We start from the raw sequence: 20,336 nt of genomic DNA, 5'->3' as shown, positions 1-20,336 counted from the left end.
TCCCAGGGCGGACCAGAAATGTCCTAGCCCGTTTCGAAAAATGCGGGATGGACCGGGTCTTCGCGCTCCCGGAAATAATCATGATCCGTTAGATTGACTGTATTCTACTGAGTGGAATACATTCACGAGCGTCGTTAGGGAGCTGCCCCAACCGGGGCGGAGGGGAACCTTGCAGCGGATCTCGGACGACGCGCTCGATCGTCTCGAACGCGAACACGAACAAGGCATCACGTCGGCCGAGATCCTCGACATCTTCGCCGCCCACGGGATCAAATTCAGTGAGGCCACGCTTCGAAAATACGTACAGCTCGGCCTCCTCCCCCGGAGCGTCCGGGTAGGCAAGAAAGGCAAGCACCAGGGCTCACAAGGGCTCTACCCAGCGACGGTGGTCAGGCAGATCCAGCGCATCAAAGAGATGATGGCGCAGGACTACACGATCGAGGAGATCCAGCGGGAGTTCCTCTTCGTGAGGGGTGACATCGAGGAGCTCGAGCGGACGATCGGTAAGGTGTTCGATGCGCTTCGTGACGCAGCCAAAGAGCGACGAAGCGACACGAGCGACCGAGCCATACATCAGGAGCTCTCCATGGCGGAGAGGCTCGCCAAGGACCTCGTGGCCAAGCTCTCGGCAATCGAAGAGCGCTTGATGGCCCAGGCCCGGCTCTCGCGGAGAGCAGCGGCGACAGGCTCCTGAGGACCGAAAAAGAAGATTTTTCCGCGGCGTCGCGGTTGACGCCTCGGGGCTGATTTCAAGTCGATGAAGGACGGCTGGACCGTCCTCCATCGATGAAGACGAAAACGTAATCACAGGGAGCAGGACCCCTGCACTCGTCCGGACCGGTCTCCGAACGGGCAGGGGGACGTGCGCGCGCAGTACGGAAGGACCAGCGGGAGGCAGCGCATGGCAACGATGGGTGATGGCGAGCTCGGCGGTTTCAGTGAGCTCGAGGGAGACACGGACGGCATGAACGAGGCGCAGACGAGGGAGACCGGCGACGAGAACCTCGTCGAGGGCGCGCTCGCCCGAAAGGCAGCCCCCGCGACGTCCGCAACCGCGATCACGCGCGAGCAAAGGCGATCGCGTCGCAAGCGCGAGGTCCGCGCACGCACGATCAGCGTCAAGCGCATGACCAAGCGCGAGCTCGAGATCGGGCGGATGCTCTATCCCGAGGTCGACTACTGGAAGCCGCGCACGCGCGCCGAGTGCGCAGACGGTCCGCGGCCGTGCCCGTACGTGTCGTGCAAGCACCACCTGTTCCTCGACGTGTCGGCGAGGACGGGCGCGATCAAGCTGAACTTCCCGGACCTCGAAGCCTGGGAAATGAGCGAGAGCTGCGCACTCGACGTGGCCGATCGTGGCGGCACGACGCTGGAAGACGTGGGCGCAATCATGAACCTGACGCGCGAGCGCATCCGCCAGGTCGAGGTCAAGGCACTCGCGAAGCTGCAAGCGCTGCGCGACATGTCGGCGCTGCGCGACTACGTCGACGAGGGCCCCGTCGGTAAGCGCCGTCTGCCGGTGCTCGCGCAAAGCGACGACGAGGACATCGACGAGGAAGAGCGCGACGAGGACGACGACGACGATTTCGATGACGATGACGCCGACGTCGACGCCGACGCCGAGGCGAAGTCAGACTCGGAGGAGCCGCAGCTCCTCGAGGAGTCGGACGATCTGTTCTGAGAGTTGCTCGGTGGCGTAGCGCCGGGGTTTCACCCCGGGCCCGACCAGGGGCTGTCCGCCCCTGGACCCGGGACCAGCGCAAGCGCTGGACCGTTGGTGCATCGACCGCGGTGCGGTCGATGCACCAGGTCAGGGATCCGGGTGCGCCTCGACGACGAGGAGCGCGTTTTCGGCAAGGGACGTCGCGAGGAACGCGGCGAGCGCCTGCGGCGTGGGCGTTTCGCGGGGCGTTTGGGGACGGCCAGACCAGAGTTGAATGAGGCGGCGGCGCGGGTCGGCGCGTGACTCGGTGTCACGTCGCGACGCAAGCGCCGCAGCTCGGCTGAACTCCGGCGCACCAAGGCCCGAGCGCGAGAGCCGGCCAAGGAGCGCGCGGACGTCGTTCACCGCCGATGCGAGCAGATCCGAAGGCGCGCGGACGTCGATGACGAGCGCGGCAGCCTGATGGGTGCCGACGATGCGCGCCGTCGCGCGGACGCCGTTCGAAGGCGGGAGCGCAGCCTCGAGCAGGCCCCCTTCACCGCCGAGCGCGAGCGCCACGAAGAGCGCGAGGTCGTGTCCAGACGCAGAGACGGCCGGCATGGGCGCCGCGACGAGCGCCTGTGCGAGGCCAGCATCACGCGCGAGGCGCGCCGTGAGCGGACCCGTGCGAGGCGCGCCGCGCGTCGGGGTCGGACAACTGCGCGCCTGTGAGCGCGGAACGAGCCATCGATCGACCGCCTGCGCGACCTCCGCAGCTTGCGCGGCATCCGCATTCGCGAGCACCGCGAGCCGGAGCGGTCCTTCGAGCAGCGTGCGCAAGCGAAGGCGCGTGCCTTCGAGGCCCGCGCCGGAGACACGCGTGTAGACGCCGAGCGGATCGAGCCACGAGGGATGTTCGGGCACGAGCGCAGACGCGAGCGTCTCGAAGGCGACGCCGCCGCGCCCGGTCGTGCGCTCGATGTGCGCGAGCGCCGAGGTGCGCGCTTCGGTGAGCGCGATCGGCGTGAGCGCGACCGGCGACAAAGCACGCGCCGCCGCATCGCCGACACGTCGCGCAAGCTCGACGGGTGTCTCGTGTTCGTCACGCGGCGCGGCATGCGCGACGAGGCCGACGCCATCCGGTCCGACCCACGGTTCGAGGGCGACACCTGCGTTCGGATCACGCGAAGCCGCAGCCGCGAGCATCGCAAGGGCCGTCGCGCCCGCGTCGGTCGCGCCTTCGTCGACGACGCCACAAGGGCTCGCGACGAGGGCCCAAAGCTCACCCTGGCCACGCTCGACGGAAGCACGACGCTCGACGGCGGGCTCGTTCGTTTTGGTCCAAGCGCTGTCGAGCTCGGCCGCGAAGGTGCGTCCAGACGAACCAGGCGCGGGTGTGGCGCGCGGCGGTAAAGCGAGCGCGACGGCGAGGCGTGGAGGCGCGTTGGGAACAGGCGTCGTGAGATCCCACCAGGCAGCGCGGGATGCAGCGTCGCGCGGGTCGGCCGCGGAGAGGATCTGGCGCATCGCGACAGCGGCGTTCGCAGGAGCCGCGCTTTCGAGGCGGATCTCGTGACGCGTGATGGCAGCCGCGCGCGCGGCAGCACGCTCGAGCGAAGCCGCATCGATGCGCGTCTCGGGCTCGATGGTGACGCTCACGCAGCCGCCGCGGGCGCGCGCGACGCCGACGACCTCCACGGCGTGGAAAGCTTCGGGCAAGCTTCCGAGCCGCGCATGGAGCGGCGAGCCCGGAGCCGCAAGTCGCTCCGCAGTGGCGACCGCGCCGAGAGCATCCCCGAGCCGAACGGCGAGCGTGACCTGTCCGCGCGGCGCGCTTTGCGGCGGCGCGACGTAACTCGCGACGGTGTCCGCAGTCGGGAAGGGATCGGCGGCGGGTTCGCCGACGGGCCAGCCTTCGCTTGCTTCGAGCGCCTTCGCGACGAGCGCGCCGAACGACGCGGGGCCGACGGCGGCGATGGAGGCGCGGCCCGCGTGGAGGCCTTCGCGGCGTTGTCCTTCGAGCTCGCCGGCGAACGTGGGCGCGGCGGGATCGGGCGCGGGTTCGCTCGGCGAGAGACCGAGGCGCCCGGTGCATGCCGCGATCGGCGCGAGCTCGGGCGCATCGAGCGGCGTCTTTCGCAAGGCCAAAAGGCGGCGCGTGACGAGCGGCGTCTCGGGGCCGTTCGCGACGACGGGATCTCGCATCGAGCGAACGAGCGCGGCGAAGAAGGGCGCGATGCGCGTGGTGTTGTCGACGAGCCACTCGACGCGAAAGCCGGTGCGATCGGCGTGCACGCGCGTCTCGAACCCCGCGGTCGCGAGGCGCGCTTCGACGAGCGCAGAGAGCGCCGCGGCCGTGGCCGGGCCCGGATCCGTGGCGAACGCGACGGCGATGGCGGGCGCGGGATCACCGTCGCGGTTGACGAGCGTGAGGCGCGGGCGTTCGTCGAGCGCGTGGACCTCGATCCCGGCGATCGGCGCGCCCCCGGGCGTGGCGAGCACCGAAGGACCACCACGCGTGGGGGGGTGATTCGCGCCGCTGCAAGAGGTGAGCACGAGGGGCGCGGCGAGCGCGGCAGCGCACACGAACGTTCGCGACGGAGGCCGCCGCGGGGTGGTCTCGGGCGGGGTCTCGGGCGTCGTCTTCATGGCCGGTGCGAGGCGCGAGCTCGAAGGATCAGAGCTCGAAATCGGCCGCGGAGCGAGGCGCGATCTTGAAGCCGTAGAAGTAGGTGACGACGCCGGTGACGGCCTTGAACTTCACGCCCTCGGCGAGGAGCGGGCCATCGTTCTTCAGGTCGAAGAGCTCGTTCGAGATGCTCGGCACGTCGACCTGGCTGATGCCGCCGCCGACGTCGATCGGCGCGGAGTAGCGGCCGCTGCTCTCGTACGCCTTGTCCGCGATCTCGACGTTCTCGATCCGGACGAGCGTGCCGAGCCACTGGCGCGCGCCTTCGTACGTCTTGAGGTCGGTGGTCGGGATCGTCCTCGCAGGCAGGTCCGGGCCGAGCTCGAAGCGGAACGTCATGGTGCCGCCGATCTCCGGCAACGTGCGGCACTGCGGGAACGGGCCGCTCGTGGGGCCGGGGAACTCCATGAGGTTGCCGAGCACGTCGACGACGTCGCCTTCGGCGAGGCGCAGATCCGGCGGGCTGAACGAGGGCGCGTAGACCGTCATGCCCGAGTAGGGGCCGACCGGATCGGCGCAGCCGTCTTGCACGTAGTAGTTGCCCGACGCACCGTTGCCGGTCTCGTCGAAACGATCGATGGCGACGATGCGCAGGCCCGAGAGCTTGACCGCCCGATCGGGTGGGTAGCTGCACGATTTGCTCATCGCCTGGTCGGGATCGACCCAGGTCGGCTCCGATACGACGTCGGAGAGTCGGTCGCCTCCACCACAGGGATCGGCGGCAGGCTTGCTGGGCGGATCCCCCGTGCCGCCGTCACCCGTGCCACCGCAGGCCGAGGCGCCGAGGGCGACGAGGAGCGCGAAAACGTGGGGCCGCGCGGCAACGCGGGTCGGGGCGCACGTGGCGAAGCGGTCGCGTGAGAAGCGCATCTCCTGCCCGGGTCTTACCACGTCTCGGGCGATGCTCGAGATCCAAAGGCTCGGGCAGCTCGTTCGTGTCGCCCTCGAAACCACGCCTGCCCCGGGGCGCGCACGTTGCTATAGGGAGAACGTGCTCTCCGGTCGCGCGCTCGCTCTCGTGGTGCTTGCCTGGTCGCTGCTCAAAGTCCTCGTCGGGAGGCTGTTCGGGCGGAAGACGGGTCTCCCGCTGTTCCACGAGAATTACGACGCCGACGGCCTGCCGGCGCTCGACCCCGCAGAGCGCGAGCGTGTCGCGAGTTTTTCGCGGTGCATCGCGTGCGGGCGTTGCGACGTGGGCGAGGCGGATCGCATCGCAGCCTCGGGCGGGGAGTATCCGGGGCTCATGACGATCGTGCTCTCGTCGTCGCGGAGCATGCCGGACTACGACGCCGCGGCGCGCTCGCTCGCGCACGTGCCGATGGAGGTGCTCGCGCAGAAAGAAGAGATCTGCCCGACGCGCGTGCCCTTCGTCGAGCTCGCTCGGTTCGTGCGGTCGAAGGCCGGCTCGAAGCAGCTCCCGACGCCGAGCGTCATGGCCGCGACGGCCGAGGAGGACGCAGCGTCGGCCCCGGCCGAGCGCGAGCATCCGCCGGCGACGGCTCCCACGTAGGATTTGCTTGGAGCCCCCAGCATGTCGGGATAGACGGAACGGAAGGCCGCGCTTTCCGCGCGCCTCCCGATCATGCTGGTTCGACGTCTCTTTCCAGGGCTCGCGCTCGCAACGCTCCTCGGTCTGTCCACGGGGTGCGGCGGCGGCGCGGAAACAGCGGGGCGAGGGGCGGTGACGCCGGATGCGGCGTCCGCGAGCGCAGCCGGGGCGGGCCGTGAAGAGCGCGGCAAGGCGAGTTTTTACGCGGACAAGCTGAAGGGGCGGCCGACCGCGAGCGGCGAGCCGTACGAGCCGACGGAGCTCACGGCCGCGCACAAGACGTTGCCGTTCGGCGCGATCGTGCGGGTCGAGCGCGAGGGGCGTTCGGTCGAGGTGCGCATCAACGATCGAGGGCCCCACGTGCGAGGGCGGATCATCGATCTGTCGCGGCGCGCGGCGGAGGCGCTCGGCATCGTGCGGATGGGCGTCGCCGACGTGGTGCTGCGCGTGGTGTCGATGCCGCCCCCGAAGACGGCGGCGAAAAAGAAGAAGAAGCGGTGAGGGGAGGGGAAGAAGATCGCGAAGCGATCTTCCCCCCTCGGGACTAGACGAGCCGGAGACGCGGGCCGGTGGAGAACGCGGCGATGTGGCCGCTCTCCTCGACGACGTAGACGTCGCAACGCTCGTCCACGCGGAAGAGATCCGGCACGAGGTCGGCCGGGACGCGGCCGAGGAGCTTTCCGTCGCGCGGGCGAACGACGAAGAGCTCGCTCTGCGGGACGAAGAGCGCGCCCGAGCGGAGCATCGGTTCGAGCCTTCGCGGCCGGTCGCCCTCGGCGCCGCCGAAGACGTGACGATAACGCGTCGTGCCGTCCTTCGCGTCGATGGCGACGAGCTCGCCACCCTCGCTGTTGAGGATGACGGTGCCGTCGACGACGAGGCTCGAGGCCGCCGAGGCGCAAGCGACGATGTCGAAGCGCGGGGCGCCCGTGGCGCGATCGAAGCCGACGAGGCCCGTGCCGCGGCGGCCGTGCGTCTGGATGACGACGGTGTCCGGCGCGAGCAGCGGCGCGCCGAGCGGGCGCGTGTCGGCGGGAAGATCGATGCTCCAGCGCGCGGCGCCGGACCAGGGATCGATGTGGTGCAGGCCCGCGCTGCCACGATCCACGAACGCGCCGTCGCCGCTGACGGCGAAGAGCGCGTCGTTATCGACGGTGACGTGCGAGGCGAAGCGGCGGCGATCGCAGAACCGCCAGACGACCTCACCCGTGAGCACGTCGAGCGCGACGAGCGCGGACTCGCCCGAGGCCACGACGAGGAGCTTGCCCGCGCGCCGCAGCCGGAACATGCCGCTCCTCCGCGACGCGTAGCGCCACCGCACCTCGCCGCCGTGCAGATCGATCGCGGCGAGGTGGCGCGCGCCTTCGCTGACGACGAGCATGCGCGGAAGACCCGGCGTGCTCACGACGACGCCCGACGTGCTCGCGCCCGCGCGCGGCGTGAGGCTCGTGGTCCAGAGGACGTCGCCCGTCTGCAGGTCGTGCAGGTGGAGCGCGCCTTCGGCTTCCATGCGCGCGAGGCCGAGCGGCGTCATCACGCTCGCGGCGCGAGGCACGGGACGCGTCCACGCGAGCTCGCCGGTGCGACGATCGATGCACGACAGCTCGCGCGTGGCGCCGACGACGAGCGCGTCGCCGCAGAGGAAGGTGGCGCGCAGGTCGATCGAAGGGATCGCGGCGAACCAGCGTGGCGTGTAGCGAAGGCGGCTCGACGCGAGGGTCTCGTCCTCGGGCGGCTGCGGGGGCCTCACGAGCGACGCGGCGAAGGCGCGGTAACCCTCGGGCGCGTCGTTGATCTTGGAGTCGTCGCGCGTGAGGTCGCGCATGCGCTCGCCGAGCTCGCGCACCTTCGTGCGGAACGCGGAGAGGCGGAGGTTCTGCGCCTGCGCGCGGTCACGCCGAACGACGCTCCGCGCGAGGGCGCGGCCGAAGGCGACGACGCTTTGCACGAGCGCGCCCACGTCGACGGCCGGGAAGGTCCACACGTGCCCACGCTCGTCGGCGCCGCGGCGCGGCATGCCGATCGTGAGCGAGGCGTGACCCTCGCCCTGGATGCGCACCGCGCAGACGGCGCCGCCGATGGTGAGGCGCCGGTAGTAGGGCCGTCCGAGCGCCCACGCGGAGAGCGCCTCGAGCGTGATCTCGACGAGCTGCTCGGCGAAGAGGAACACGAACACGTCGGGCAGCTCGCGCGCATGCTCGCCCACGATGACGCGCAGCTTGCCGCGGAAGAGGAGCGCGAAGAGATCGGCGCGCTGCACGGCCGTCTCGGCTGCGGCCGAGGGCGCGGGCGTGCGCATGAGGATGTCGGCCGCGATCGTGATCGGCACGTCACCCGTGGGCTCGACCGCCACCACGGCAGGCTCGGTGAGGCCTTCCCCCGGGCCGAAGGGCGTGCTCGCGGCGAGGTGCTCGCGCGCCGCGGCGATGCGCGCGGCCTCGCCGTAGAGCTGCGATCGCGGACCTTCGCCGTCGAGGGCGGCGAGCGAGGCGATGGCGCTTTGCTCCGAGCGGCCCGCGAGCGCGTCGAGGGCGCCGAGGATCCGCGTGGAGAACGCGTCGCCGTCGACACGTCGCTCGTGGATCGCCACCTCGGGCTTCGAGCTCGTCTGCGCGAGCGAGACGAGAACGTCTCGCCCGGCGCGTTCGAGGCCGAGCTCCCAGGGCTCGCCGCCGAGGCTCACGCGCACGGCGGCGCGGCGTCTGCGAGAAGCGCAGAGCTCTGCGACGGAGTAAGCGAGGTCGATCACGAGCGAGGTCGCGTCTCGCTCGGGAAGGACGGTGGCGTCTGGGGCGCGATCGAGCACGAGGTCGAAAAGCGCGCGCAGCGCCGGGCTGTCGACCGAGGAGGTCGAGGCAGGCTGGATCTCGGGGCGTCGGGCAACGAGAGTGAGGCCGGTCATCCGTGGCCGAATGCTAGAGAGGCTTCCGTCGCTTCCTAAGTTTTGTGCATCGATCGTCGCGGAGTGGACAAACCGATGGAGTATCGCTAGGAGCCCGTCCGTGCCGGTTTCTTGGCCGCGCGCCCTTGGAATCGCCGCGCTCGGCGCGGCGCTCGCGCTCCTGCCGGCGCACGTCTTGTACGGCTTCACGGTCGACGACGCGCTCATCCCCGCGCGTTACGCGACCCACGTCGCGCGTGGCCTCGGCTACCGATGGAACGCGCACGGGCCGATCACCGACGCGGTGACGCCGCTCGGGTTTCCTTACCTGCTCACGCCGTTCGCGGCGCGTGGACCGCTCGACGCGCTCGTGGCCGCAAAACTCCTCGGGCTGCTCGCATGGACAGCGGCGGCGGCGCTGCTCGCGGTGACGATCGATCGTGCCTCTTCGTCTCGCGCGCGCTGGTCCGCGCTCGTGATGTTGCCCGCATCGGCGCCGCTCGCGGCCTGGAGCGTCGCAGGGCTCGAAACGGGCCTCGCGACCGCGCTCGTGTCGATCGCGGTGTGCCTCGTCGCGCTCGGACGCGGCTGGTCAGCCGTGTTTCCGCTCGGGCTCGCGGCCGCGCTTCGGCCGGAGCTCCTGCCGTTCGTGCTCGTCGTCGCGATCACGCCGCCGCCGGGGGAACGAATGCGCCTCGGACGCGTGGACGTTTTCCGTGCAGCCCTCGCAGCGGCGCCGTTTTTCCTCGTCGTCGCGATTCGCCTCGCCGTGTTCGGTCGTCCGACGCCGCTCGCGGTGCTCGCCAAGCCCTCGGATCCCTGGCTCGGCGCGAAGTACGCGCTCGCGTGCTTCTTGCTCACGGGTCCGCTCGCGCTCGTCGCGCCGCGCGCGCTCCTCCGAACCACGCCGTTCGTGCGCGGGCTCGTGCTCGCCGTCGCCGTGCACTTCGCCGCGGTCGCCGTCGCAGGCGGCGACTGGATGCCGCTCTCGCGCCTCGTCGTCCCCGTGCTCCCCGCGGTGATCCTCGCCGCGGCGCACCTCGCCTCCGTCGCGGACGCGCGCATGACGGCGGCGCGTGTCGCGCTCGCGCTCGCGGGCGAGCTCTTCGTCATGATTAAGATCGGCCCCGTGGCCGCGCGTGTCGGGGCCGATCGGACCGCGCTCGTACGTGAGCTCGGTCCCGCGCTCGAAGGCGCCCGCGTCGTGGCTTCCCTCGACGCCGGCTGGGTCGGCGCGGCGACCGAGGCGAACATCGTGGATCTCGCGGGGCTCACGGATCCCGCGATTGCAGCGTTGCCCGGCGGGCACACGACGAAGCGAATCGCGCCGGCGATGCTCGATGCGCGCGGCGTGGACACGCTCGTCCTCCTGCTCGCGCCGGGCGCGCGCGTCGAGACGCCGTGGACGGCTTCGATCTTCGATCGCGGCGTCGAGGCGCGGATCGCGCGTTTTCCGGACATGGCCTCGAGCTTCGTGGTGACCGCGGAGAGCCGCGTGCCCGGCTTGCCGTACGTGGTGCTGCGGCGACGGGCGGACGCGACGAGGGACGTCACGGGCGAAGCCCCTTGATCCGAAGCCGCGGCCGGCCTTTGATGCAGCCATGGCGCGGCTCGTCGAAAGCCTGTCGAACTTCTTCGGACGGGTCGAAATCCTGGCGCGGGGCCTCGAAAACGAGCGCCGCGCCGCAGAGCTCGCGCTCGCGCGGGGCCGACCGCTCGAAGCGCGCGACCTCGCGCGGACCATCCTCGCGAGCGTGCCCGAATCACCGCTCGGGCTCGCGCTCTGGGCAGACGCAGCCGAGGACGCAGGCCTCGATCACGAGGCCGCCGAGGCGCTCGCGGAGCTCGCCACGTTCGTTCCCTGGCGCGCCGACGTGTGGCTCAGGCTCGGTCAGGCACGTGCACGCATGGGCGACGTGCGCGCCTCCGAGGCGCTCGAGCGCGCCGCCGACGCACCCGAAGAGCGTGAAGCCGCGCGGCTCGCGCTCCTCGACCTGTGCGATCGTGACCTCTGGGCCGGTGATCCGGCGCGGGCCGGTCGCTGGCTCGATCGCATCGGCACGTCGCTCGCGGTCGCCGTGACGACCGGGACCGAGCTGCCTGCAGCGCCTGATCGCGAGGTTGGGTTGCGACGCGCCGAGTGCGCGCTCGCGCTCGGCGACGTGGCCGCGGCGGCGCGGTATGCGCCGGTCATCGATCCCGAGCGCATCGACGGCCGCGGCGCGCTCGTCCTCGCGCGGCTCGCGTTCGCGGAAGGGCAGTGGTCGACCGCGCTCGACCTCGGACTGCGCGCCTGCATCCTCGACGCGCCGGGCTCCGCGGAGCTGCTCTCCGCGCTCATCGCGGGCTGCCGCGATGTCGTGCTCGTCGATCGAGCGCGGCGCGTCGTGACGGCAGCCGGCCTCATCGAAGAGCCTGCGTGGGCCGCGGCGTTCGCGTTCGCCGAGGGCCGCCGGGCCGACGCGCGCGCGGCGCTTTCGCGAGGCCTCTCCGCCGGGCACGCGGGCGCCGCCGCAGCGCTGCTCCGGCTCGCCACCGAGACGCGGGATCTCGACGCCCTGCATACGCTCGCCGCGCGGGATCCGGGCCGCCTGCCGGAGGACTTGCGCACGCTGCGCGAGGGCGCCGTGCTCGCGGCCGAGGGACGCCATCGCGCGGCGCTCGGCAAACTCGAACGCGTCTCCGGCGAGGCCGCGGCGTGGGCCGCCGAGATCGCGAGCGGCATCATCCGGAGCTGGGTCCCCGACGAGGGCATCGCCTCCTGGCCCGACTTGCTCGACGAGCTCGGCCGCTCTGCGCGCGCCCTCGAGCGGCTCGACGTCGTCACGAGCATCGAGGCGATCGCCGTCGAGCGCGAGCGTCCGCTGCGCGTCGCCGTGGTCGGCGAGTTCAACGCCGGCAAGAGCACCTTCCTGAACGCGCTCCTCGGCGAGGACGTCGCGCCGACGGGCGTCTTGCCGACGACCGCGACGCTGCACTGGGTCGCGTGGGCGCCGGATCCCTTCGCGCGGATCGTGGTGCGCGGCGCGCCCGATCGCGTCGTGCCGCACGCCGGCTTGAAGGCCGCCTTGAAGAGCCTCGCCGCGAGCGGCGAGCGGGTCGAGCGGGTCTTCATCTACGCGCCGATCGAGCGGCTCAAGCGCGTGGAGATCCTCGACACGCCGGGCTTCAACGCGCCCGATCCCGATCACATCGCCGCGGCGCGACAGGCCTTCGACGAGGCGCACGTCGCCGTGTGGCTCCTCGACGCGAGTGGCCCGATGAAGGAGAGCGAGCGGCGCGTGCTCTCCGAGATCAAGGACCTCGGCGTGCCCGTGCAGATCCTCGTCAACAAGGCCGATCGCCTCGCGCCCGACGACCTCGCGCGGGTCCTCGTGCACGTACAGAAGAGCCTCGAAGAGACGGGGATCGGCTCCTACGCGCCGCCGCTCGCGTTCTCGGCGCGGCTCTCCTTGAAGGGCAAGCTCGGCGACGCGGCCGCGCTCGAAGCTTCGGGATGGGCGGGCGTCGAGGCGCTCTTCGCCGAGCGGATCGTCGATCGCTCGGCGGAGCTGCGCGAGCGCGCCCTTCGCCGCAGGGCGCTGCGCATCGCGCGGGAGCTCGCATCCGTTGCGGCCGCGCGCGCCGCGGAGGATCGCGCGAAGATCCAGGAGGCGCGCGCGACGAACGAGGCGCTCCTCGCGTCCGCGGCCAAGCTTCGCCACGAGAGGCGCACGATCGCGGCCTCGATCGAAAAGTCTCTCGAGTACGCGCGACGCGTGCTCACGGCGGACCTGCGCCCTCTCGGCGATCTCACGGACGAGCGAAAGCGCACCGATCCGGGGCTCGAGGCCTACGTCGAAGAGCGCTTCGTTTCCAGGCTCACGGACCCCTTGGTGCACGAGATCGCGCAGCACGCCGGCGTCGCGGCGCCGCCTGCGGCCGCGGCCTCCGTGCGCGCCGCGCTCATGGGCGCGGTGGCCGCGCTGGAGAGGCCGGCCGAGCGTGTCGATCGGCCGCTCGGGCGCGTGATCGAAGCTGCGATCGTGGCCTTCGCGGCGGCGCTCGTGGCTGCTGCGGAGGTGGGCCTGCCCGCGGCGCCGTTCGCTCTCCTCGAGCAACGCGCGGCGATGGTGGAGCGCGCGCTCTCCGCGAAGACCTGAGCAACCCGGCCAGGAAAAACAGTTTGGAGGCTCGCGGGCCGCGTATTTCGTACCCCGCGTCGTCGACGCGCAGGTATCATCGCGCCCAAGAATTTTGCGGGATCGAGGCAAAGATCATGGATGTTTCGTCTGGCGGAAGCAGTGACACGCAGAAGCGAAATTCGTATCGGTGGGGCCTCGTCGGCGCGCTCGCGCTCGCGTTCGGTATCGTCGCGGCCACGCCCTCCTGCTCCGTCGTCGTCGATACGAGCACGAAGCAGTGCGACGTGAACACCGACTGCCCGAACGGCATGAAGTGCGAGGAAGGCGTCTGCGTCGGCGGCGGCGACGTTCTCTGCGCGAAGACGAGCGATTGCAGCGCGGCCGGCGAGCAGCAGTTCTGCCGCAAGTCGCCCGGCGAAACGTCCGGCGTCTGCAGGCCGCTGCTCTCGCCCGAGTGCCAGGTCGTCGAGGGAGATCCGACGGCCGACAACGTCTTCCTGATCGGCTCGATCCACCCGACCACGGCGACGGGCTTCGACGGCACGATCGGCGTGTCGATGGAGAACAGCGTCCGGCTCGCGATCCGGGACCTCAAGAGTAACGTGGGCGGACTGCCGCTGCCCGGGGGAGCCGGCGTGCGCCCCGTCGTGATGATCGGCTGCACCGACGCGGGCGAGGGCAGCGTGAGCGTCAAGGCGGCCAAGCACCTCATCGACGACCTCGGCGTCCAGGCCATCATCGGCGGCGCGTTCAGCAGCGTCGCGATCCCGACGGCCGATACGACGGTCCTGGGGGGCGCACTGCTCATCAGCGCGTCCGCCACGGGCATCGCGTTGACGGACTTCCCCGACAAGCCGGCCGGCGCGACGGCCGGGCTCGTATGGCGCACGGTCCCTTCGGACCTCTTCCAGGCGAACGCGATCTTGCAGTACGTGCCGCAGCTCGAGAAGCGGGTCCGCGAGGAGCTCGGGCTCACGTCAGACGAGCAGATCAAGCTCGCGCTCGTCCACAAGGGCGACGTCTACGGCAAGGGCCTCCGATCCGCTCTCGAGACGACGCTGACCTTCAACGAGAAGACCGTGGTCGAGAACGGCGCGAACTTCCTCCTCGTCGACTACGGCGATCCCGAAGGCACGACCAAGTACCCCGAGACGATCGAAGCGGTGAAGAACCACGGCTCGCACATCGTCCTGCTCATCGGGACGGGCGAAGCGGTGTCGGCGCTGTATGGCCCCATCGAGATCGGTTGGAACAGCGCGCTCGGGTACAAGCCGCGGTACGTCTTCTCCGACTCGAACTACAACACCGGCGCGCTCGCGGGTGCCATCGACGTCGGGGCGGATGCCGTGGCAAAGGCCGACTGGCGTAAGCGCACCACGGGCGTCGTGCCCGGTCCGCAGAACACCGACCAGAACTTTCAGCTCTTCGTGAACCTGTACGGGACGACGTTCGGGACCGAGAACGGCGACCCCTCGATCCTCGGCGCCGCGAGCGCGTACGACGCCGCCTACCTGCTGTTCTACAGCGCGTCGACGATCTCTGACGGCGTCATCACGGGCCGGAAACTCGCCGCGGGGATGACGAGGATGTCGAACGCGGATCCTGCCGACGCCGAGATCAACTCCGGCCCGGGCAAGCTTAGCGATACGATGAAGAAGCTCATGTCGGGCGAATACAAGTCCATCGATTACAACGGCGCCTTCGGCCCGCTCGACTTCGACCCCGAGACGAATGATCCCGAAGCGAACGTCCAGGTGTTCTGCCTGTCCGACGATGGAACCGGCAAGACCAAGGAGCAGCTCTCCGGCCTGTACTACGAAGCGGAATCGCAGACGCTCAAGGGCACGTTCACCGACGCCTGCAAGTAAAGCGGCGCGCTGAACGGAGCGAAACGCCGTCCTCCGGGGCGGCGTTTTCGTTTCGAATGAGCTTGCAATGTGCGGACATGAAAAAGGCCGCGGTGCTCTCGGCGCCGCGGCCTTCGGCGAGGGGCGGGGAAGGGGGCTAGAAGCTGCCCTTCAGCGTGAAGCCCGTCGGCGAAACACCGACGTCGACGCGCTTGATCAAGCCCGTCTTGGGTTGCTCTTTTGCAGGCCCGGGATCACGCACCGTGAAGTAGAGCGTCACGGCGCCCGCCACGACGGCGGCGCCCGTAAAAATGTCGCTGACGAGCGCGAGCGTCGCCGTGGAGCTCGAAGCGTCGTCGAGCTGGTCCTTTGTCGCGCCCGAGTCGGGCTTGCGCAGATCCGCGAGCTCGCCGTTCTTCGAGAGCGCGAGCGCGCCCGTGGCGATCGCGCCGATCGCGAGCGCGCCCGTCACGCCCCAGCCGGCCCACGGGACCGACTTCGGCGGCGGGGGAGGCGGGAGCACGGGGCCGGTGCTCGTCGCGGACGACGTCGGCGTCGCCGAGGCCGTGGGCAGCGCCGTGGGCACGGTCCCCGTCTCGGCCGGCTTCGGCGCGATCTCGGCGAGATCGAGCGTCACCTTCTCCGAGTCGAAGCTCGCCACCTCGATGGTCTTCGAAGCGCTCGTCCGGCCCTCTTTCGTCGCCACGATCCGATGGCGACCCGGATTCACGAGCAGCGGCTTCGCGAAGGGCGACTTGCCGACGGGCACGTCGTCGATCGTCACGTCGGCGTCCGGGACGCTCGTCATGATCTCAACGCGCGCCACGCGGGTGCGCAGCTTCTCGATGTCCTTGTCCACGTCGGCACGGCGCTTCGGGTCGATGCTCGCGCCGCCCTCGGCCAGGTATTTCTCGAACGAGACGAGCGCGTTCGCGTAGTCCTGGAGCTGGAAGTAGACGTTCCCGATGTTGTAGAGGACGTTGTAATTCGGGGCGAGCTCGTACGCGCGGCGGAACTCGATGAGCGCGGCGCGATAGTCGCCTTCGCCGAACAGCTCGATGCCACGCTTGAAGCGCCGCGACGCTTCTTCCTTGGCTTCTTTCGAAGGTTCTGCCTGCTGCGCCGCGGCCGGGCCCGCGGGCTGCTGGGCCGAGACGACGAGGGGGATGACGGGGAGCGAGAGGGCGACCGCGAGGGCGATACGTCGGGATGTCTTCATCACTGATACGGGTTGTTCGGGTCGACGGTGCGGTTCGTCTTCTTGGTGCCGCCGGTCTTCATCGGATCCTCGGCGGTCGTGGTCGGCTGCGGGACGAAGATGACCTTGGTCTTTTCCTTCGAGGTGTCCGTGGGTTGCGGCGTCGCCATCGGCGTCGCGGCTTGCTGCTCGAGGACCATCTCGATCGTGCGGTCCTTGTCGAACGTCACGTCGCGGCTGCGCGTGGTGAAACCCGAAGCCTCGGCCTTGATGATATGCGTCTTGTCCTCGCGGGGAAACTTGCCGACGTAGGGGTTCGTCGCGAGCTCCTTGCCATCGAGGAAGATCTTCGCGTTCGGCGGCGTGACCGTGATCGTCACCTCGATGTCGGCCGCGACCGGCGCGGCCGTCGCCTGCGTCGTCGGCGAGGGCGGCGGCTTTTGCGTCATGAACCAGACGCCCGCGCCGATCGCGGCGACCGCGATGAGCGCGACCGCGCCGAGCAGCCCACGCTTCGGGGCCGCGGCAGCCTGCGAGCCCGTGCTCGTCGCGGCGGCCGTCGAGGCCGTGAGCGAGGTCGGCGAGGAGACGCCGTTCGTCCGGCGCGTGCCGGGCGACGAGAGATCCTGGCTCGACATCGCCTCGCGCGCGCCCGTCCGATCGACGGACATCGGTCCCGACGCCGAGGTGCCGTCGAGGTGCGGGAGGTTGATCGACTGGAACTCCGTCGTCGCCATCGACTTCGCGGCCTTGAGCTGGGCCTCGACGATCTGCTTGATCTTCGAGCGGTTCTCCTCGAAGTGCTTCGCGACGAGCCTGCCGACCTCGCGCAGCGAGGTCTTGTCGCCCATCTGATCCAGAAGCTCCTCGAGCGCGGTCGCGAGATCCGTCGAGGTCGCGTAGCGATCCTCGCGGCGGAGCGCGAGCGCCTTCATCACGATCTTTTCGAGGCCCTCGGGCACGTCGGGATCCACCGAGCGAGGCGAGGGGATGTCGCCGTTGATCAGGCGATGCAGGACCGTGAGATCCGGGATGCCCTTCCAGAGGCGCCGGCCCGTCGCGGCCTCCCAGAGCATCACGCCCGCGGAGAAGATGTCCGCGCGCCGATCCACGCGCTCTCCGCGCGCCTGCTCGGGCGCCATGTACGCGACTTTGCCCTTCACCACGCCGAGGCGCGTCTCGGCCGACGAGTTCATCGCCTTCGCGATGCCGAAGTCGACGACCTTGACCTGACCTTCGTACGTGACGAACACGTTGTGCGGCGTGACGTCGCGATGCACGACGTTGAGCGGCGTGCCATCGAAATCCGTGAGCTCGTGCGCGTGGTGCAGGCCCGAGAGCATGTCGACGATGATGCGCAGGTGCATCGCGAGCGTGAGCCCGCCGTCCCGGCCGATCCGATGCAGGATGCGGTTCAGCGGCTGCCCTTCGAGGTACTCCATCGCGATGAAGTACCGATCGCCCTCCTGACCGACCTCGTTCGTCTGCACGACGTTCGGGTGCGAGAGGCGCGCCGCGAGCCGCGCTTCATCGAGGAACATGCCGAGGAACTCGGGATCCGTCGCGAGCTGCGGGCGGATCTGCTTGATCACGCAGAGCTTGTTGAACCCTGCAGGGCCCTGCACGACGGCCAGATAGACCTCGGCCATGCCGCCATGGCCGAGCTCGGCGATGAGCCTGTATTTGCCGAGGGTATTGGCCTCGGGCCCCTTCGTGACGCTGGACCCCTCCATGGTCGACATTCACCTCGCTGGAGAGCCGGATCGGAACCTGGGCGTGCGTGCTCCAGTACGCATCCCCACGTCAAAGCATGCTACCGAAGAGTGCCCCTGGATCGCAATCGATGCGAGTTTTTGGTGCGCAAAAAAAAACGGGCTCACGGTTCGCACAGAAAGCGTGGATCCAGGCTCGCGAGCGATGTGGTGTCGCAGGGTACATCGAGGCCCGCGAAGGACCGAAAGGGAGGTCCTCGCGCGGCGCGGCTCGCAGTCCGAGGCCGCCCGGGGGGCGGTTGACGGAGGGGGCCGAGGTCGGGCACCGTGGCTCTCGTCGCATCGACGGGAGGCGCGCATGACGACGAAGGCCGGTGTCGGTTTCTCGAACGAATCGTCCTCGACCGACGCAGGGACGGCGGCCGCGCAGGAAGCGCTGCGCACGCTCGGCGGCGGGGAAGCAGACATCGTCTTCGTCTTCGCGTCGACGAACCACGACTACGGCAAGCTCCTGCCCGCGATCCGCAAGATCACCGGCCCCGTTCCGCTCGTCGGGTGTTCGACCGCGGGCGAGTTCACGCACGCCCACGTCGGACACGGCTCGGTGGCCGTGATGGCGATCAAGAGCGACGCGATCCGCTTCCGCGTGGGCTTCGGCCGCGGCCTCAAGAGCATGCGCCAGGCCGCGACGACCGAGGCGCTCCGATCGTTCGCCGCCGAGCACCGCGCCGCGCGCACGGCCGGCTTCGGGCACGCGACGTGTATCGTGCTGAGCGACGGCCTCGCCGGGCAAGGCGAGGACATCGTGGAGTCGGTGCACGCGAGCGCAGGCATGCTCGCGCAGGTCGTCGGCGGCGCCGCGGCGGATGACGCGAAGTTCGCCCGGACCGACGTATTCCTCGACGATCGGCACTACACGGACGCGCTCGTCGTGGTGTACGCGTTCTCGCGGACGCCGATCGGCATCGGCGTGCGGCACGGCCTCTCGCCCGCGTGTCCGAGCATGATCGTGACACGCGCCATGGACAACGTGATCCACGAGATCGACGGCCGCCCCGCGCTGCTCGCCTACGAGCGTTTCGCGGCGGGGATCGGCGAGCCGATCACGGAGGCGAACCGCGACGCGTTCATGATCACGCACGAGCTCGGCATGCTGACGTCGAGCGGCGAATACAAGATCCGGGCGCCGCTCAAGGCGACCGAGGAAGGCGCGATCGTCATGGCCTCCGAGGTGCCGGTGGGCGCGAGCGTCACGATCATGAGCGGCAGCGAGGAGAAGCTCGTCTCGGCGGCGGAGCACGCGGCGCGCAGCGCGCTCGCGAACCTCGCGGGGGGCCGTCCGGGCGCGGTGATGGTCTTCGACTGCATTTGCCGCCGGATCTTCCTCGGCGACCAGTACAAGCGTCAGGTCGGCGCGTTCCGCTCGGTCGTGGGTCAGGACGTACCGCTGATCGGCTGGGAGACGTACGGGGAAATCGCGCTCACGCCCGGGCAACAGTCCGGCTGGCACAACTCGACCTCGGTCGTCGCGATCTTGCCCGACTGATGCACACGATCCGGGTTGAAAAACGGTCCGACCGATCCGAAGCTGAGAAGCGGAGAGCAAGTGGCTGACAAGACGGATTCGAACGAGCAAAAAGAGCGCGATCCCGCGGCCCGCCGCGCGGTCACGCGGCGCAAGATCGACGTCTACCTCGATCGCATCGTCAACGACGTCGAGGCCATCGCGCGCGGCGACGACGGGCGCGAGCTCGCGTCCCCGCCCGCGGACGAGCCGCGCGCGGCCCGCCTCCACGCGGCGCTCTCCACGCTCGTCGAGTCGAACCGGAAGGCCGGTCGCGGAGTCATCGCCGCGGCGCGCATGCGCACGCTCGGCCAGCAGGTCGCAGGCACGCTGGCGGAGCTGCTCGCGAGCACGCGCCAGCAGGCCGCGAGCGGCAGCCAGCAAGCCGGGATGGTCAACGACATCACCACGACCATCGAGGAGCTCAACGAGGTCGGGATCCAGAACGTCGAGAAGGCCGAAGGGATCATCCAGATCGCCGAGCAATCGGAGCAGATCTCCCAGGACGGTCAGCGCGACGTCGTCGCCGCCATCGAGGGCATCGACCGCCTTCGCCAGCAGGTCGAGCTCATCGCGGCCAAGATCCTCGACCTGACCGAGCGCACGCAGCAGATCGGCGAGATCATCAGCAGCGTCAACGAGATCGCCGAGCAGAGCAAGCTGCTCGCCCTGAACGCCTCGATCGAAGCGGCGAAGGCCGGCGAGCACGGGCGCGGCTTCGCGGTCGTCGCGCTCGAGATCCGCACGCTCGCCGAGCAGTCGAAGCAAGCGACGCAGCAGGTGCGCTCGATCCTCGGCGAGATCCAGAAGGCGAGCCACAGCGCCGCGATGGTCACCGAGGAGGGCTCGAAGGCCGCGACGGAGGGCAGCTCCAAGGTGCGCCGCATCGGCGAGCGCCTCGGGCAGCTCGTCTACGTCATCAACCAGACGACGCGCGCGGCCCGGCAGATCACGGGCGCGATGCGGCAGCAGAGCCTCGGGCTCGAGCAGATCGCCCAGGGCATGAAGCAGATCAACATGGCCACGCAGGAGACGAAGATCAGCGTGGAGCAGGCGGAGATCGCGCTCGATCGGCTGGCCCGGTTGACGGAGCCGATCCGGACCCACGACCACGGCACGGAGGCTTGAGC

At 70.1% G+C, this 20,336-nt stretch carries 14 protein-coding genes; 9 read left to right on the top strand and 5 right to left on the bottom strand.

Annotation, left to right across the window (positions count from 1 at the left end):
* Positions 1-169 precede the first annotated feature (169 nt).
* Positions 170-694, top strand: coding sequence for a MerR family transcriptional regulator (locus tag QHF84_RS19340; RefSeq protein ID WP_281314808.1), 525 nt, complete (start codon positions 170-172; stop codon positions 692-694).
* Between the two features lie 207 nt (positions 695-901).
* On the top strand, positions 902-1,681 hold the full coding sequence (locus QHF84_RS19335) for a sigma factor-like helix-turn-helix DNA-binding protein (protein ID WP_281314807.1): 780 nt from the start codon (positions 902-904) through the stop codon (positions 1,679-1,681).
* 129 nt (positions 1,682-1,810) lie between these two features.
* Here the strand turns inward: QHF84_RS19335 and QHF84_RS19330 are convergent, their stop codons facing one another.
* Complete coding sequence (locus QHF84_RS19330; RefSeq protein WP_281314806.1) at positions 1,811-4,291, bottom strand: hypothetical protein; 2,481 nt, start codon at positions 4,289-4,291, stop codon at positions 1,811-1,813.
* 28 nt (positions 4,292-4,319) lie between these two features.
* The gene (locus tag QHF84_RS19325; RefSeq protein ID WP_281314805.1) at positions 4,320-5,201 is read right to left on the bottom strand and encodes a hypothetical protein; all 882 of its coding nucleotides are present in this window, start codon (positions 5,199-5,201) and stop codon (positions 4,320-4,322) included.
* A gap of 121 nt (positions 5,202-5,322) precedes the next feature.
* Here QHF84_RS19325 and QHF84_RS19320 point away from each other — a divergent pair, with 121 nt between their 5' ends.
* Positions 5,323-5,841 carry a hypothetical protein gene (locus QHF84_RS19320; RefSeq protein ID WP_281314804.1) on the top strand — a complete coding sequence of 173 codons (519 nt, stop codon included), beginning with the start codon at positions 5,323-5,325 and terminating at the stop codon, positions 5,839-5,841.
* Between the two features lie 72 nt (positions 5,842-5,913).
* Positions 5,914-6,381, top strand: coding sequence for a septal ring lytic transglycosylase RlpA family protein (locus QHF84_RS19315; protein WP_281314803.1), 468 nt, complete (start codon positions 5,914-5,916; stop codon positions 6,379-6,381).
* Positions 6,382-6,424: 43 nt separating this feature from the next.
* Here QHF84_RS19315 and QHF84_RS19310 read toward each other — a convergent pair whose 3' ends face one another.
* Positions 6,425-8,782 carry a PQQ-binding-like beta-propeller repeat protein gene (locus tag QHF84_RS19310; RefSeq protein ID WP_281314802.1) on the bottom strand — a complete coding sequence of 786 codons (2,358 nt, stop codon included), beginning with the start codon at positions 8,780-8,782 and terminating at the stop codon, positions 6,425-6,427.
* A 100-nt stretch (positions 8,783-8,882) separates the two neighbouring features.
* Here QHF84_RS19310 and QHF84_RS19305 point away from each other — a divergent pair, with 100 nt between their 5' ends.
* The 3 genes from QHF84_RS19305 (at position 8,883) to QHF84_RS19295 (ending at position 14,753) form a co-directional block, all read left to right on the top strand.
* Positions 8,883-10,331: a hypothetical protein gene (locus tag QHF84_RS19305; RefSeq protein WP_281314801.1), complete on the top strand. Its 1,449-nt coding sequence runs from the start codon at positions 8,883-8,885 to the stop codon at positions 10,329-10,331.
* 31 nt (positions 10,332-10,362) lie between these two features.
* A complete protein-coding gene (locus QHF84_RS19300) occupies positions 10,363-12,903 on the top strand; it encodes a dynamin family protein (protein ID WP_281314800.1) in 2,541 nt (846 codons plus the stop codon).
* Between the two features lie 116 nt (positions 12,904-13,019).
* Positions 13,020-14,753, top strand: coding sequence for an ABC transporter substrate-binding protein (locus tag QHF84_RS19295; protein WP_281314799.1), 1,734 nt, complete (start codon positions 13,020-13,022; stop codon positions 14,751-14,753).
* Positions 14,754-14,889: 136 nt separating this feature from the next.
* Here the strand turns inward: QHF84_RS19295 and QHF84_RS19290 are convergent, their stop codons facing one another.
* Both QHF84_RS19290 and QHF84_RS19285 read right to left on the bottom strand, forming a co-directional pair.
* Positions 14,890-15,951: a PEGA domain-containing protein gene (locus QHF84_RS19290; protein ID WP_281314798.1), complete on the bottom strand. Its 1,062-nt coding sequence runs from the start codon at positions 15,949-15,951 to the stop codon at positions 14,890-14,892.
* A complete protein-coding gene (locus QHF84_RS19285; protein WP_281314797.1) occupies positions 15,951-17,663 on the bottom strand; it encodes a serine/threonine-protein kinase in 1,713 nt (570 codons plus the stop codon). The genes QHF84_RS19290 and QHF84_RS19285 overlap by 1 nt, the downstream gene beginning before the upstream one ends.
* A gap of 337 nt (positions 17,664-18,000) precedes the next feature.
* Between QHF84_RS19285 and QHF84_RS19280 the strand changes: the two genes are divergently transcribed.
* Complete coding sequence (locus QHF84_RS19280) at positions 18,001-19,188, top strand: FIST N-terminal domain-containing protein (RefSeq protein WP_281314796.1); 1,188 nt, start codon at positions 18,001-18,003, stop codon at positions 19,186-19,188.
* A gap of 60 nt (positions 19,189-19,248) precedes the next feature.
* Positions 19,249-20,334 (top strand): methyl-accepting chemotaxis protein, encoded by a 1,086-nt coding sequence (locus QHF84_RS19275; protein WP_281314795.1) that lies wholly within the window; start codon positions 19,249-19,251, stop codon positions 20,332-20,334.
* Positions 20,335-20,336: the final 2 nt, after the last annotated feature.

Source organism: Polyangium sp. y55x31 (assembly GCF_029946505.1).
Taxonomy (GTDB): domain Bacteria; phylum Myxococcota_A; class Polyangia; order Polyangiales; family Polyangiaceae; genus Polyangium.
Note: the sequence above shows the minus strand (reverse complement) of the source record. Positions and strands in the feature narration are given on the sequence as shown.